This window comes from Pseudomonadales bacterium, assembly GCA_024234165.1.
GTDB lineage: Bacteria > Pseudomonadota > Gammaproteobacteria > Pseudomonadales > UBA5518 > UBA5518.
This window is the reverse complement of record JACKOP010000002.1, coordinates 101441-116270: the sequence shown is the minus strand read 5'-3', so window position 1 is coordinate 116270 and position 14830 is coordinate 101441. Positions and strand designations below refer to the sequence as shown.

The 14830-nt window shown below is 66.0% G+C and carries 12 protein-coding genes and 1 pseudogene; 7 read left to right on the top strand and 6 right to left on the bottom strand.

What is annotated here, in order from left to right; genetic code table 11:
• Positions 1 to 325 precede the first annotated feature (325 nt).
• The 3 genes and pseudogenes from H7A12_06280 to H7A12_06270 all read left to right on the top strand — a co-directional run bounded on the left by H7A12_06280 (position 326) and on the right by H7A12_06270 (position 3461).
• Positions 326 to 1245, top strand: a pseudogene (locus H7A12_06280) (OB-fold domain-containing protein).
• A 2-nt stretch (positions 1246 to 1247) separates the two neighbouring features.
• Positions 1248 to 2300 carry a thiolase domain-containing protein gene (locus tag H7A12_06275; GenBank protein ID MCP5320420.1) on the top strand — a complete coding sequence of 351 codons (1053 nt, stop codon included), beginning with the start codon at positions 1248 to 1250 and terminating at the stop codon, positions 2298 to 2300.
• Positions 2301 to 2303: 3 nt separating this feature from the next.
• Positions 2304 to 3461, top strand: a complete 1158-nt coding sequence (locus tag H7A12_06270) for a thiolase domain-containing protein (GenBank protein MCP5320419.1) — start codon at positions 2304 to 2306, stop codon at positions 3459 to 3461.
• Positions 3462 to 4187: 726 nt separating this feature from the next.
• On the opposite strand, the gene pyk is transcribed toward H7A12_06270, so the two are convergent.
• Genes pyk through H7A12_06255 form a run of 3 tightly spaced genes read right to left on the bottom strand, consistent with a single transcriptional unit; the run spans position 4188 to position 7375 of the window.
• A complete protein-coding gene (gene pyk, locus H7A12_06265) occupies positions 4188 to 5627 on the bottom strand; it encodes a pyruvate kinase (protein MCP5320418.1) in 1440 nt (479 codons plus the stop codon).
• A complete protein-coding gene (locus H7A12_06260) occupies positions 5627 to 6616 on the bottom strand; it encodes an LLM class flavin-dependent oxidoreductase (protein ID MCP5320417.1) in 990 nt (329 codons plus the stop codon). Before H7A12_06260 ends, pyk begins: the two co-directional genes overlap by 1 nt.
• A 3-nt stretch (positions 6617 to 6619) precedes the next feature.
• Entirely contained in the window at positions 6620 to 7375 is a 756-nt protein-coding gene (locus H7A12_06255; GenBank protein ID MCP5320416.1) for an SDR family oxidoreductase, read from the bottom strand.
• Between the two features lie 285 nt (positions 7376 to 7660).
• Between H7A12_06255 and H7A12_06250 the strand changes: the two genes are divergently transcribed.
• From H7A12_06250 to H7A12_06240, 3 genes are read left to right on the top strand one after another with little or no spacing between them, the layout of a single operon-like run.
• Positions 7661 to 8866 carry a DUF1214 domain-containing protein gene (locus H7A12_06250; GenBank protein ID MCP5320415.1) on the top strand — a complete coding sequence of 402 codons (1206 nt, stop codon included), beginning with the start codon at positions 7661 to 7663 and terminating at the stop codon, positions 8864 to 8866.
• A gap of 41 nt (positions 8867 to 8907) precedes the next feature.
• Positions 8908 to 9774: an SDR family NAD(P)-dependent oxidoreductase gene (locus H7A12_06245; GenBank protein MCP5320414.1), complete on the top strand. Its 867-nt coding sequence runs from the start codon at positions 8908 to 8910 to the stop codon at positions 9772 to 9774.
• The gene (locus H7A12_06240) at positions 9774 to 11276 is read left to right on the top strand and encodes an AMP-binding protein (protein MCP5320413.1); all 1503 of its coding nucleotides are present in this window, start codon (positions 9774 to 9776) and stop codon (positions 11274 to 11276) included. Before H7A12_06245 ends, H7A12_06240 begins: the two co-directional genes overlap by 1 nt.
• A 166-nt stretch (positions 11277 to 11442) precedes the next feature.
• Here H7A12_06240 and H7A12_06235 read toward each other — a convergent pair whose 3' ends face one another.
• From H7A12_06235 to H7A12_06225, 3 genes are all read right to left on the bottom strand, one after another.
• A complete protein-coding gene (locus tag H7A12_06235; GenBank protein MCP5320412.1) occupies positions 11443 to 12291 on the bottom strand; it encodes an NADPH:quinone oxidoreductase family protein in 849 nt (282 codons plus the stop codon).
• A gap of 142 nt (positions 12292 to 12433) precedes the next feature.
• On the bottom strand, positions 12434 to 13315 hold the full coding sequence (locus H7A12_06230) for a phosphatase PAP2 family protein (GenBank protein ID MCP5320411.1): 882 nt from the start codon (positions 13313 to 13315) through the stop codon (positions 12434 to 12436).
• A gap of 6 nt (positions 13316 to 13321) precedes the next feature.
• Positions 13322 to 13801 (bottom strand): hypothetical protein, encoded by a 480-nt coding sequence (locus H7A12_06225; protein MCP5320410.1) that lies wholly within the window; start codon positions 13799 to 13801, stop codon positions 13322 to 13324.
• A 482-nt stretch (positions 13802 to 14283) separates the two neighbouring features.
• On the opposite strand from H7A12_06225, the gene H7A12_06220 reads away from it, so the two are divergent.
• Positions 14284 to 14823 carry a 6-carboxytetrahydropterin synthase gene (locus H7A12_06220; protein MCP5320409.1) on the top strand — a complete coding sequence of 180 codons (540 nt, stop codon included), beginning with the start codon at positions 14284 to 14286 and terminating at the stop codon, positions 14821 to 14823.
• The last annotated feature ends 7 nt before the right edge of the window (positions 14824 to 14830 follow it).

Below are 14830 nucleotides of genomic sequence, written 5' to 3'. Positions count from 1 at the left end.
TAGCTGGTTCGCGATGGAACGAGCGCGATTCTGGCCAAAGTGTTCGCATGCTGCGAGGCAAAGTTCCGCGATTGAAACGTGAATAATCACCATGTTCGAGCGCAATGAACCGAAAGGCCGACTGATTTCGGACTTTCCGGTTCATTGTGTCTGCGCAGGAAGTCGACCGTGTCGGCGCGCGGTCGAGGCTGATCCCTTTTGTCAGCGACGATTGCACGCCTGGGTCATGGTGCTGCCCGTATCGGTCGTGGAACCATCGTGCGTAGCGATCGCCACCCTGGATGATCGGCGCGCGAACCTGGCAGTCATGCGGAGAAAGCTGCAGATGGCAATCCAGCCGGAGATTCTCACCAAGTCCTTCGAGCTTGCGTACACGTACACCCGTTCCACGGGTCCGTTGATCGGGCGCTTTCTGACCGCTTTGCGCGAACGACAGATCCTGGGGGTGCGCGGCAGTGACGGGCGCATCATCGTGCCGCCTGCCGAGTACGATCCGGAAACATCGGCTGCACTCGACGCGCTGGTGCCGGTGGCTGATGCCGGCACCGTGACCACGTGGTGCTGGGTCAAGGAGCCCTTGTCCCATCACCTGCTGCGCCATCCGTTCGCGTTCGCACTGATCCGTCTCGACGGCGCCGATGTGCCGCTGCTGCATATGGTTGATGCGGGCGACGAGGGTGCGATGCGTACCGGCATGCGCGTCAGGGCGCGCTGGGCCGAGGAGACGCGCGGATCGATCACCGACATCGCCTGCTTCGAGCCGGCCAGAGGAGTCCACCGATGAGCGACGCACGCGAACCCGTGACCGGTATCGAGGTGCCGATCAACCTGCAATACGAATTCACCGCCGGAGCTGCGCTGGCACGCTTTCTGTCGCGCATTCGCGAGGGCCGTATCGTAGGGCAGCGCTGCCCGGGCTGTTCCAGCGTCTATGTGCCGGCGCGCGGTTCGTGCGCGCGCTGCGGGATCCCGACCGAGGAGGAGGTCGAGGTCGCGGACCGGGGTGTGATCGAATCGTTCACGATCGTGCATATCCCGTTGCCGGGCAACCCGATCAAGCCACCGTTCATCGCGGCCAATATCCTGCTCGACGGTACCGACATGGCGTGCCTGCACCTGGTGAGCGAGGTGCCTGCCGGGCAGGTGCACGTGGGGATGCGCGTGCAGGCGGTATGGAAGCCACGCACGGAGTGGGACTACACCTTCGAGAACATTGCCTGGTTCAAGCCGGTCGAGGGAGCATGAACATGCGCGAGGCAGCGATCATCGGGTACGTGCAGGGGCCGCAGAGCCGCTACGCCGGAGCAGCGAACGAGAGCGAGCTGATCATGCCGGTGGTCAGCGAGGTGATGCGCAGGGCCGGCATCACGATGAAGGATGTGGACTTCACCTGTTCCGGCAGTTGCGACTACCTGCAGGGTGCGGCGTTTGCGTTCGTCGAGGGTCTTTCGGCCGTGGCGACGGTGCCCCCGATCAAGGAGTCCCATGTCGAGATGGACGCCGCATGGGCGCTTTACGAGGCCTTGCTGAAGATCTGGACCGGTGATGCCGAGGTCTGCCTGGTGTACGGTTTCGGCAAGTCGTCCCCCGGTGAGCTGCGCAGCGTGCTGAGCCTGCAGCTCGATCCGTACTACCAGGTGCCGTTGTGGCCGGATTCGGTCAGCACGGCGGCGCTGCAGGCGCGTGCACTGCTCGACGGCGGAACGGTCAGCGAACGCGACCTGGCCGAAGTGGTGGTGCGCAGTCGCGCCAATGCGCTGGACAATCCACGTGCCCAGTTGAAAGGGCATTTCACGGTCGATGCGCTGCTCGCCGAGCCCACGTTCGTCTCGCCGCTGCGCCGTCACGATTGCGCGCCGATCACCGACGGTGCCTCCGCGATGCTGATCGCCTCGGGCACGGCCGCGAGGCGCCTGTGCGCGCGCCCGGCCTGGATTCGCGGCATCGACCATCGCATGGAAACCGGTGTGTTCGGTGCGCGTGACCTCACGCGTTCGGCTTCCACCCACCTTGCGGCACAAAGGGCCGGCGTTGCGCGGGGCCCGATCGACCTTGCCGAGCTGCACGCTCCGTTCAGCCATCAGGAAATCATCCTGCGTCGTGCGCTCGACCTGGGCGACGAGGTGCCGGTCAACCTGTCCGGCGGAGCGCTGGCGGCGAACGCAATGATGGTTGCGGGGCTCGATCGCATCGGCTTCGTCGCCGAACGCATCATCGATGGCAAGGCCGATCGCGGCGTCGCGCACGCGACTTCCGGCCATTGCCTGCAGCAGAACCTGGTCGCGGTACTGGAGGCCTGAATCATGGCAAATCGGGCGGCGGTGGTCGGCGTCGGCCAGACCAAACACAAGTCGAAGCACAAGGACGTCTCGATCGCCGGTCTGGTGCGCCAGGCCGCCGAGCGCGCACTGGCCGATGCCGGTTGCGAGTGGAAGGATATCGATGCGCTGGTGCTCGGCAAGGCACCGGACATGTTCGAAGGCGTGCTGATGCCCGAGCTGTACCTGACCGACGCGCTCGGCGGCAACGGCAAGCCGGTGCTGCGCGTGCATACTGCGGGCAGTGTCGGTGGATCGACCGCGGTGGTCGCGGCGAACTACGTGCAGAGTGGTGCATTCCGGCGGGTGCTGACGGTCACCTTCGAGAAGCAGTCGGAGTCGAACGCGACCTGGGCGTTGTCGCCGCGCATGCCGTTCGTGCCGCACGTGAATGCCGGCGCGGGCGGCTTCTTCGCGCCGTACATGCGTCTGTATATGGAGCGCTACGGCGCTCCTGACCACGTGGGTTGCATGGTCGCGGTCAAGGACCGGCTGAACGCGTGCAGGAACCCGTACGCGCACCTGCAGATACCGAATATCGATATCGCGATGGTGCAACAGTCACCGATGCTCTGGGAGCCGCTGCACTTTCTCGAAAGTTGTCCCTCTTCGGACGGAGCGTGTGCACTGGTGATTGCGGACGAGGAATTCGCCGAGCGTTCGCCGAACCCGCCGGCGTGGATCGTTGCCAGTTCGACGCGTGCCGACGGGGTGATGTACGCCGGCAAGGACAATATCCATCCGAAGTCGTTGATCGCCTGCGCAAAGGACGTGTACTCGAAGGCGGGAATCACGCATCCGCGCCGCCAGATCGACGTGGCAGAGCTTTATGTGCCGTTCAGTTGGTACGAGCCGATGTACCTCGAGACGCTGGGTATCTGTGAGGAAGGCGAAGGCTGGAAACTCACCGAGGCGGGTGCGACCGCGATGGATGGCGATATTCCGATCAACCCGTCGGGAGGGGTGTTGTCGTCGAACCCGATCGGCGCTTCCGGGATGCTGCGTTTCGGCGAAGCCGCATTGCAGGTGCGCGGGATGGCCGGCGAGCATCAGGTCGACGGAGCACGGCTCGCGGTGGGACACGCCTTCGGTGGAGCGCATTCGTATTACGCGATGTGGGTGGTCAGCGCCGATAGGCCGTAGGTCGGGTTTCAACCCGACGACGTCGCTGTCGGCATGCATGCCGACCTACGGCGAGACGCCACTCTGCGTGGGTCGGGCTTCAGCCCGACGACGTCGCCGTCGGCATGAATGCCGACCTACGGCGGGACGCCACTCCACGTGGGTCGGGTTTCGACCCGACGACGTCGCTGTCGGCATGCATGCCGACCTGCGGCGGGACGCCACTCCACGTGGGTCGGGCTTCAGCCCGACGCCGTCGCCGTCGGCATGAATGCCGACCTACGAGCGGGACGCCACTCCACGTGGGTCGGGTTTCAACCCGACGGGTGTTCGTGCCCGTCGGCATGAATGCCGACCTACGGGCGGGACGCCACCCCACGTGGGTCGGGCTTCAACCCGACGACGTCGCCGTCGGCATGCATGCCAACCTACGGCGGGACGCCACTCTACGTGGGTCGGGTTTCAACCCGACGGGTGTTCGTGCCCGTCGGCATGAATGCCGACCTACGGGTGAGACACCACCCCACGTAGGTCGGGTTTCAACCCGACGACGTCGCCGTCGGCATGAATGCCGACCTACGGCGGGACGCCACTCCGCGTGGGTCGGGTTTCAACCCGACGCCGTCGCCGTCGGCATGAATGCCGACCTGCGGCGGGACGCCACTCTACGTGGGTCGGGTTTCAACCCGACGGGTGTTCGTGCCCGTCGGTCGAAGGCAGCGTCGGCATGTCGGCATGCATGCCGACCTACGGTTCCAGGATCTTCAGCGTAGTGGTGGAACCGCCGACCCCGAGCAGATCGCCGCGGGTCAGGATCAGGCGCTCGCCGCGGGCGACGAAGCCGCGGCGCTGGAGTTCGCGCACCGCGTCCTGCGCGACTTCGCCGCTGGCGCTCGCCGTGTAGTCGAACAGCAGCGGTTGCACGCCCCGGTACAGGCACATGCGGCGTATCACTTCGGGGTGACGACTCAGCGCGTAGATCGGCAACCCGGAACCGAGACGCGACATGCGCAGCGCCGTGGCCCCGGATTCCGTCAGACACACCATGCCGACGACACGCTCGAGGTGGTTTGCCGCGTACACGGCTGCCATCGCGATCGCCTCGTCGATACGGGTGAAGGAGCGATCCACCCGATAGCTCGAGCGGCGCACGTCGGGGTAGGTTTCCGCACCGAGGCAGGTCGTCGCCATTGCCGTCACGGCTTCCACGGGGTGGCGTCCGCTCGCGGATTCGGCCGACAGCATCACGGCATCGGTACCGTCGAGCACCGCATTCGCCACGTCGAAAACCTCGGCGCGGGTCGGAATCGGGTTGTACACCATCGACTCCATCATTTGCGTCGCGGTGATGACTACCCGGTCGGCGCGGCGTGCCTTGCGGATCAGTTGCTTCTGGATGCCGATCAGCTCGGCATCGCCCACCTCGACGCCCAGATCACCACGCGCGACCATGATGCCGTCGGCCGCGACGATCATCGCATCGAGTACGGCTTCGTCGCGGACCACCTCGGCACGTTCGATCTTGGCGATGATGTGCGCGTGGCAACCGGTGGCCTCGACGAGCCTACGGGCGTATTCGATATCGGCCGCGCTCAGCGGAAACGATACCGCGATGTAATCCAGCCCGAGTTCGGCAGCGTGCGCGATATCGTCGCGATCGCGGTCGGTCAGCGCCGGAGCCGACAGCCCGCCACCGAGCCGGTTGAGGCCCTTGCGGTCCGAGAGCCGGCCACCCATACGTACCGTGCATTCCACGCGGCTTCCGCGCACCGCGTCGACGACGAGGCGGATGCGGCCGTCGTCGAGCAGCAGCACGTCGTCTGGCCCCACGGACTCGGGCAACGTCGGCAGATCCACCCCGACTGCGTGCAGGTCTCCGTCCTGATCGGAGAGACCGCAGTCGAGCGTGAATGCGGTGCCTTCGGCCAATTCCACCGCCCCGTCACGGAAGCAGCGGATACGGATCTTCGGTCCCTGCAGGTCGCCGAGCAGTGCCACCTCGCGTCCGGCTCGTTCGGCGAGTTCGCGCACCAGTGCAGCGCGTGCACGGTGCTCCTCGACCCGGCCGTGCGAGAAATTCAGCCGGAACACATCGACCCCGGCGGCGATCAGCGCGGCAATGGTCTGCTCCGAGCTGCTGGCCGGGCCGAGGGTTGCAACGATCTTGGTACGGCGATGCACGCTCATCAGCGGCCTTTTTCCTGTTCGCGCAGGGCCGGCAGCACGCGCTCACCGAGCAGGCGCAGGGTTTCACGGCCGATCGCGGCGTCGATGCCGGCGAGCAGCGGGTGCACGTACAACTGCGCCGCCGGGCCGAGTGTGTGCGCGAGCTCGATACATTGCTCCGGCGTCAACACCTGGTAGAGGCCGCTGGCGCGCAGCGCATCCGCGCTGTCGAAATGGCCGTAGGGGCCCGGAACGCCGCCTTCGCGGTACCAGCGTGCGTAGCAGTTGGTTTCGTGCAGTGCATGCGGTGCAATGCGCTGCCACGTGGATTCGGGATCCTCGCTGACGAAGATCGCCAGCGGTCCGAATACCGGTTCCGCTCCGGCTTGCTTGCCGAGTTCGGCACAGCTTGCCGCGTAGGTTTCCCACAGGCCCATCATTCCGGGCACGAAACCGTCGCCGCAGCGTGCAGCGCGACGTGCCGCAAGCGGAGTGGCACCACCGAGCAGCAGCGGCGGCCCGCCGGTTCGCCACGGCTTCGGTGTAACCGTGACCGTGGTGCCGCGATACGCCAACGGCTCGCCGCTCCAGGCCCGGCGCAGCAGCGTGGCACCTTCCTCGAGCGCGAGGCCGCGTGTGCGGATATCGCGCCCGAACATCGCAAATTCCTGCGGCAGGAAACCGGCGACCAGCACCAGCTCGAGGCGTCCCTCGGCAATGCGATCGAGCACGGCTGCATCTTCGGCGATGCGCAGTGGATCGTGCAGCGGCAGGATGATCGCCGAGATGCGCAGCCGCAGGCGTCGCGTGCATGCGGCCACCGCTGCCCCGTAGACCAGTGGCGACGGGAGGTACCCGTCCTGTGCGCCGTGGTGCTCCGACAGCATGCAGTGGTCGAAGCCGAGCGCGTCGGCAGCAGTGGCCATTTCCAGGCCGGTGCGGTAGAGCAGCGGGTTCTCGCCCGCGAAGGCGGGCGAGCGCAGGTCGAGGCGCAGGATCCACTGGCCCATGCTTCAGCCAGCGACCGTGCCGCCGTCCACCGACAGCAGCGCTCCGTTGACGAACTTCGCCTCGTCGGACGCGGTGAAGCAGATCATGTGCGCGATGTCTTCGGGAGCCGCGTAGTCCGGAAGCAGTTGCACGCGTCCGATCAGGTCCATCTCGGCGTTCGGCGGTATCGCGAAGGCTTGCAGGAAAGGCGTGGTCGTTCCGCCCGGACAGACCGCGTTCACGCGCAGACCCTTGCGGCCGAATTCGAGCGCCATCGATTTGGTCAGGCCCACCAGCGCGTGCTTGGATGCGGTATAGGTGGCCATGTAGGCCTGCCCGATCAGTCCTGCCGTCGACGCCACGTTGACGATGTTGCCCTTGCTTGCCAGCAGGTGCGGCAGTGCCGCCTGGCTCAGATAGAACGGGCCATGCACGTTCACGGAGAACATCTTCTGCCAGCCCTCGGCCGTTTCGTCGGTGAATGCCTTCAGGCCACCGAAACCAGCGATGTTGCACAGGATGTCGAGGCCGCCGAATGCAGCCACGGCTTCCGCGACCAGTGCGCGGCAGCGCGCCGGATCGGCCACGTCGGCAGCGGCGGATCGTGCCTCACCGCCAGCGGTACGTATCGCCGCCGCGGTTTCCTCGGCACCGGCGCCGTTGAGGTCGACGCAGTAAACCCGTGCGCCTTCGCTGCCCATGCGCAGGGCCGTGGCGCGCCCCATGCCGGATGCGGCGCCAGTGATCAGTGCAACTTTCCGGTCGAAACGATTTTTCATCAGGTATTCCTCGTGTGATGGTCATGCGGGTTGGGCGCGGCCGCATCATAACCTGCCGTTCGCCGGGAGCGGCACCTTGCATCGCGCGTGTCGGGCAGGATTGTTCGCGTGCCCGATGATCCGCGCCTTGGGCTGCGGGGCGCAGGGCGCTACAGTGACCGGATTGCGCGACTTGTCCGTGGACGCGGTCGCACCGGCCCGTGATGCGAGCGGCGGCGGTTTTGCACCGGTGGCAGGGATGAAAGATCGGGAGAGACGGGAGGAGCGAACAGGGTGGACGAATCGATGAAGGATACGACGGCAGCGAGTGCGGCGGCGTGGGAAGCGTTCTGCGAATCACTGAAGAAGGCGTCCGCGGTGCTCACGCGCACCGACATGGTGGCCGATTCGCGCCACGCCGGCATCGGAGCGCGTTATCTGGGCGGCCTGCTCGACAGCGCGCTCGACCTGTACCTGCACGCGGCGGATCCCGACCGACCCTTTCTGTTCACGTATTTCGACAACCACAGGGGCTGGGGGCTGGCGAATCCCGACGGTCATTACCTGCGTGCGCGGCTGCGGGGTGACGCCACCTACCGCGTGTGGGGCAAGCGCGGCACCATCCCGTACCTCGGTTTCGAGCTGAGCCGCGGCATCTGGAGCTACACGCGGCCGACCCGCATCGACTGCAGCCTGTCCGGCCGCGATCTGCAGCTCGGGCCCGACGGCAGCTTCGAGATCATCCTCAGTGCGAACGCGCACGCCGGCAACTGGCTGCGGCTCGAACCCGACGTCGAGTGGCTGCACGTGCGCCAGTTCTATCACGACTGGATCGAGGACGAGCCGCCGCGGGTGTTCATCGAACGGATCGACCGGGATCCGGGCGCGCCCGAGCCGCCGACCGCTGCCGAGATCGCCGAACGCCTGCGCGACGTGGCGTGGTTCGTCGAGGAGGAGTCGCGGTTGTGGGCGGATTACTGTCTGCACATGCGCGGTGTGCTCGGTGTCAACGTGATGCCGCAGCCCAGCACGCCGGGTGGCAACGAGGACGACATGACCGCGGCTTCCGGGGCGCCGGAGAACCAGTATTCGCAGGGCTACTACCGCATCGACGCCGGCTCGGCACTGCTGGTCGAGTTCGAACCGCCGCGCGCAGCCTACTGGAACCTCCAGATCGGTCCGATGTGGTACGAGTCGCTCGACCCCGCTCAGCGTATCCAGAGCTGGAACGACCACCAGGCGTTCGTCGGCAGTGACGGCGTGTTCCGCGCCGTGCTCGCGCACCGTGACCCCGGCGTGCCGAACTGGCTGGACACGGGCGGTTTCGACGAGGGCGTGATGCTGTGCCGTTTCCAGTTTCCGGAATGCACCGCGCCGCAGCCGCGAACCCGCGTGGTCCCGCTCGCGAGTCTGGCGCACCTGCTGCCGCCGGATACACCACGCGTTGGCGCGGACGAGCGTCGGCGCGACATCGCGCGGCGAAGGCACGGGCTGGCGATGCGTTTTCGCTGAACGGGCGTCGCGTGGCACATGGTGTGTTTCGATAGGAGGACATGCGCATGAGACAACTGGAAGGCCGGATCGCGCTGGTGACCGGTGCCAGCCGGGGAATAGGGCGCGCCATCGCACAGCGCCTGGCCAGTGCCGGCGCCACGGTGGTGGTGACGGCCCGCAGCCTGGATCGCACGAGCGGGCACGCCGGCACACTCGCCGAGACCGTGGCCCTGATCGAGTCGGACGGAGGTCACGCGATCGCCCTGGCGGCCGACCTGGAGAACCCCGTCGAACGTGACGCGCTGGTCGCTCGCACGGTGGAGGTGGCGGGCGGACTCGATATCCTGGTGAACAATGCCGGCTTCGCCGAGTATGCACCGACGGTCGACATGCCGATGTCCACCTTCGAGGTCACGATCGATCATTATCTGCGCGCCCCGTTCGCACTGATCCAGCGGGCGGTGCCGGTAATGAGGCAACGCGGTGCCGGCTGGATCCTGATGCTCGGATCCGTCACGGCGCTGCCTCCGGTGCGACCCCACGATGTCTTTGCGCGCCGGGGTGGGGCGACGGTGTATGCCTGCGTCAAGGCTGCCGTGCACCGGTTTACCCAGGGCCTCGCTGCGGAACTCGAAGAGGCCGGCATCGCGGTCAACTGTGTGGCACCCAGTACCGCGATCAGCACTCCGGGCGCCGATACGTTCATCCCGGCGGGCTATCCCACCGAGCGGGTGGAGTATCTGGCGGAGACCGCTCTGGCGCTCTGTCATCGCCCTGCCGCCGAGTGCACCGGCATCGTCGCGTACAGCCTCCACTATCCGCTGGCCACCGGTTTGCCGGTCCATGGCCTGGACGGTCGCGAGCTGCTGCCACCACCGGTCATCCCGGCCTATGCCCATCCGGATACCCCGGCAGGTGGTGTCTGATGACCGAATTGTTTGAGCGCGTCGGACGACATGCCGACCGCGTCGCATTCCGGGATGGCACGGCGAGCGTGTCGTATGCGCAACTGCTGCAGCGCTCGGAGCGCATGGCTTCGGCGCTGCTCGGTGACAAGTGCGATCTGGCAGGTGAGCGGATCGCGATGCTGGTTCCCGCAGGTGCCGCTCACGTCGTGGCGCAATGGGCCATCTGGCGTGCGGGCGGTTGCGCGGTGCCACTGAACCCGGTGGCGACGGCGCCCGAGATCGACCACGTGCTGCGCACGGCGGGCGTGCTGCGCGCGCTCGTGGTGGGCAAGCCAGCCGAGGCTCTGGTCACGGCCTGTGCCGCGACGCGGGTGCAGTGGATCGGACTCGATGCGCTGGAGTCGACCGCGGCGAGGACGGCGTTGCCGGAGCTCGAATCGCAGCGCCCCGCGATGATCGTGTTCACCAGCGGCACCACCGGCAAGCCCAAGGGTGCGCTGTTCACCCACGCGACGGTCGCAGCACAGGTGCGCATGCTCGTCGAGGCGTGGGAGTGGCAGGAGACGGACCGGATTCCGCTGTTCCTGCCGCTGCATCACGTGCACGGCATCGTCAACGTGATGTGTTGTGCGCTGTGGTCGGGCGCGTGTATCGAGGCTTTCGAGCGCTTCGACACGGCGCGCGTGCTGGAGCGCGTCGCGGTCGGTGCCTACAGCGTATTCATGGCGGTGCCGACCGTGTACGTGAAGCTGATCGAGGCGCTCGAGGCACAGTCTGCGCCGCAGCGCGAGCGGTGCACGCGCGGCTTCGCCGCGATGCGGCTGATGATCTCGGGATCGGCGGCACTGCCGGCCACGGTGCACGCGCACTGGCAGCGGCTCAGCGGACACGCGCTGCTCGAACGCTACGGGATGACCGAGATCGGGATGGCGCTGGCGAACCCGTTGCACGGTGAGCGGCGGCCCGGGAGCGTGGGTCTGCCGCTGCCCGGCGTGGAGGTCCGGCTGGTCGACGAGCAGGGTGCGTCGATCGACGCTGAGGACGAGCCAGGTGAGGTCCAGGTGCGTGGCCCTGCCGTGTTTGCCGGCTACTGGAACGACCCCGAGGCGACGCGCCGCGCGTTCAGCGACGACGGCTGGTTCATGACCGGCGACGTCGCGGTACGCGAACGCGGCTATTTCCGCATCCTCGGCCGGCGCTCGGTCGACATCATCAAGTCCGGTGGTTACAAGCTCTCTGCGCTCGAGATCGAGAACGTGTTGCTCGAGCATCCTGCGGTGCGCGAGTGCGCAGTGGTCGGGGTGGCGGATGAACTCTGGGGCGAAGCCGTCGCGGCAGCCGTCGTGCCGGAGCTGGCGCCACACTCGCGCTCGACGGGCTGCTCGCGTGGTGCCGCGATCGGCTGTCGGCGTACAAGCATCCGCGACGCCTGCTGCTGCTCGAAGCGCTGCCGCGCAATGCGCTCGGCAAAACGCGTGGTTCGAGCCCTGTTCGAGCAGGGCAATACCGGGCCGCGCTGATCAGCCGGATCAGGATCAACCGGATCAGCCTGATCAGCCGGAGCCGGTTTCGATCACGCAACGTCCGGCGATGCGCCGCGCGGCCAGATCCGCGATCGCCTGCGCGGTCGCTTGCAGTGGATAGCGCACCAGTGGCGGATCCGCAGCAGGCCGTCGGCGTAGAGCTTCAGCGTCGCATCGACCAGGCCCGCGCCTGTGGCGGATGGCGCATCGAGAAACCGCCCCAGTCGACACCGGTGATCTGGCAGCTCTTCAGCAGTGGCAGGTTGAGCGGTACGCGCGGGATATCACCGCTGGCGAAGCCGATCACCAGATAGCGGGCGTTCTCCGCGCACGCGCGCAGCGCCGTTTCCGCCAGTTCACCACCCACAGGATCGAAGACCAGATCGACGCCACGTCCCCCGGTGGCCGACTTCAGCGCAGCACGCAGGTCTTCACGTGCGTAGTCGATCAGCACATCGGCACCCAGTGCAGCGGCAGCGGCAAGCTTTTCGGCACTGGATGCGGCGGCGATCACGTGCGCTCCCGCCGCCTTGCCGACCTGGATCGCCGCGGCACCGGTGCCCCCGGCCGCGCCGAGCACCAGCAGTGTTTCGCCGGTGCGCATCGCAGCGCGTTCGTGCAGTGCGAAGTACGCCGTGGTACTCGGCTGCAGGAACACCGCGCCGCCTGCAAAATCCATGTTCCCGGGCATGCGGCGTACCTGGGCTGCCGGCAGCACGACCTGCTCGGCGAAGGCTCCGATGCCGGGACTGGCGAGGACTCGGTCGCCGATGGCAAATTCGCTCACCCCCGCACCGGCGGCAAGCACGGTGCCGGCACAATCGCCGCCCGGCACGAACGGCGGTGGAATACGGATCTGGTACTGGCCGGAGATCAGCAGCGAATCGACGAAGTTGACGCCAGCGGCGTGCACCTGCACCAGCAGCTGTCCGGCTGCGCAGACCGGATCGGGCATTTCGCCGAAGTGAAGTTTCTCGGGTGGTCCGTATTCGGTACAGATGATGGCTCGCATCGCTGGGTGTTCTCGTTCGGAAATCAGGGTGCTATATACCGGGCCGCGGGTGTTGCGGCAAATTTTCCGAGGGCCGGCCCGATCGAGTGCGGTGAACGGGGTGGCTGTTCCCCGATTCCAGCCCCTCGGGTCGCGGTCTCGCTCAGACAAGCTCTGGCATATCCGTGGGGCGGGCTTCAGTCCGGCAGCAAAAGGGGTCGGCTGTACCGGACTCGCACATGGCATCCGATGGACCGATGCCTTGGGAGGCGATCGGCTGACTCAGTCGCTCACGGCCGTAGCACGCCAGCGCAGTCCAGAACATGGTCAGCCAGACGATGATGCCCGACCAGAACGTGTGCGATACAAAGTGCCAGCCCTGGGGAACCCGGGTGCTTCCATTGATCATGCCCAGCACCAGCACGGCAAGGAACAAAGCCCGCGTGAACCTCCAGCGGTATCGACGGGCCACGAAATACAGTGCCAGCAGAGTGAAGCCACTGGAAGCATGTCCGCCCGGCCAGCAACGCCCTTCTCCGGCAGCGTGCAACAGCCGGAAGTTCTGGAACCACTCGCGTTTCTCGTGCATTCCACCGTACAGCGTGGTCTCCACGGGACACCAGACGCTCGTGTGACTCTTGAAGTAGTGGATGACGGCGGTGGTCACGGCAATCGACACGACGAGGAAGAAGAAGTCGCGACGGTGTTCGGCAAACCAGCGCAACGCCGGCGCCAGACGGATGCCTTCCAGCAGGGCGAGCTCGCGTCCACCCGCAATTCGCTGCAGCAATGGCCACAGCAACGACAGAATCATGCCGACGATCGACACCGTGCCCGTCGTGTCCGGAAGGATGCGGGGGAGTTTGTGCGTCAGCCTTTCAAAGGCACGATCATGCTCCAGCACGAAGCTGTGGGCGGCGGGATCCCAGAACTGGTTGCTGATCGATACATCCAGGTTGGTGAGGTCGAAGATACAGAAGACCAGGCCGGCCAGGAGCAGTGGCAAGCCGGTGTTGACCAGGTAGAAACGCTGCCGGGTTTCCATCGGTACTCAGTGATCCTCGAGTTGAGCCAACATGTCGAGACGGTCGAGTTCCTTCCATTGATCGGCATCGAGGTACCCCAACAGCACGGGTGCGCTCCTGCCATCGTCGATGAGGAACCAGGACGAGGCGAAGGCGGGCGTGGTGGGGCTCGAATCGCCCATGCTGGATTCCAGGTCCTGGATGCATTCGCTGTGCGTCACCAGAATCAGGTTGTGGTGAGGCACCTTGTGCTGAAGCGCCTGGTTCAGCATCGTCCCCTTGCAGTCGAACAGCCACGCTTGCCGGGGCGGTGACTTGCCGAACATGTTTTCCGCCGTCTGCACCGCGCGTATCAGGGGGCTGCTGATGATGTCGACGTCACGGGCTCCAAGTTCCTTGAAGTCATGCCCCAGTTCCCGCACGCTCGGCAGGGTGCGAGCGGTTATGCCCTGTGCAGAGGACAGGCAGGGAGCATCGGAGTGATCGCAGCGCTCGGCATGGCGCACAAGCACTATCACGTTGCCAGTGCGCCAATGCTCGTGCAACCGGGCCTGGCGTGCAGCGCTCGTCGAGAGGCTGAGCGGTGTCTGCGGGTCGTTCAGAAAAAAGAAGCCAGCAGCGGTTCCCAGTGAGACCACGAGGATGGCCGCCAGTGATGCCCAGCAGCCTTTGCAATCACGCCGCAGCCTGATGGGTATCATCAACGCCGTCAGAGGCGGTGAGAAACACCGAACGGTCATGCAGCAGCCTCGGATGATTGCCTTGTCCTTGAGCAGCCGATCAAGCCGGCTCGGGTGGACGGGAAGGCTACCCTTGCACCTGTGAAGCCGAGGTCATGAATTGCTGAAAAAAGCGTCAAGTCGACGTACTCGCTGCACCTGGGCGAGCGACGCAGGGTCGGCAACAGTCTCCCGGCAGTCACGACGGGAGCGATGGCTGCGCTCCAGGGTTGCACGGACCATGGTGGCTGGCGTAAAAGCCTCCGGCGATGGCCGCATGGTGCGTTCATCGACGATGCTCGAGTGAGGAAAGCTGCTTGGAACAACTGACGACCATCGATCTGGCCAAGGAGTACCTGAAGTTCTCCGCAGCGCATTTCACGATTTTCTCCGCGACCGAGCGCGAGCGACTGCACGGGCACAACTTTCGCGTCGCCGCGGCGCTGACCGCTCCGGTGGGTGACAACGGGATGTGTTTCAGTTATCGCATCCTGAAGGACAAGCTCGAGAGTCTTTGTGAATCGCTCGACGAGTACGTGTTGTTGCCTGCCGACTCGCCGTACCTGCGCATCAGTGAGCGCGATGCCCACTACCGGGTCGAGTTCGCAAGCGAAGAATTGCTGTTCCCGCGCAGCGACACGCTGCTGCTGCCGGTACGCAACGCAACGGTCGAGGAATACGCGCGCTTCCTGCTCGAGCGCCTGCTCGAGGACCGCGAGCTGATCGAGCGTCACGACATCCGCGAAGTCACGATCAAGGTGTCGTCGGGGCCAGGGCAGTGGGGATCCAGCCACTGGCGCAAGCAGTGAGGTGCCC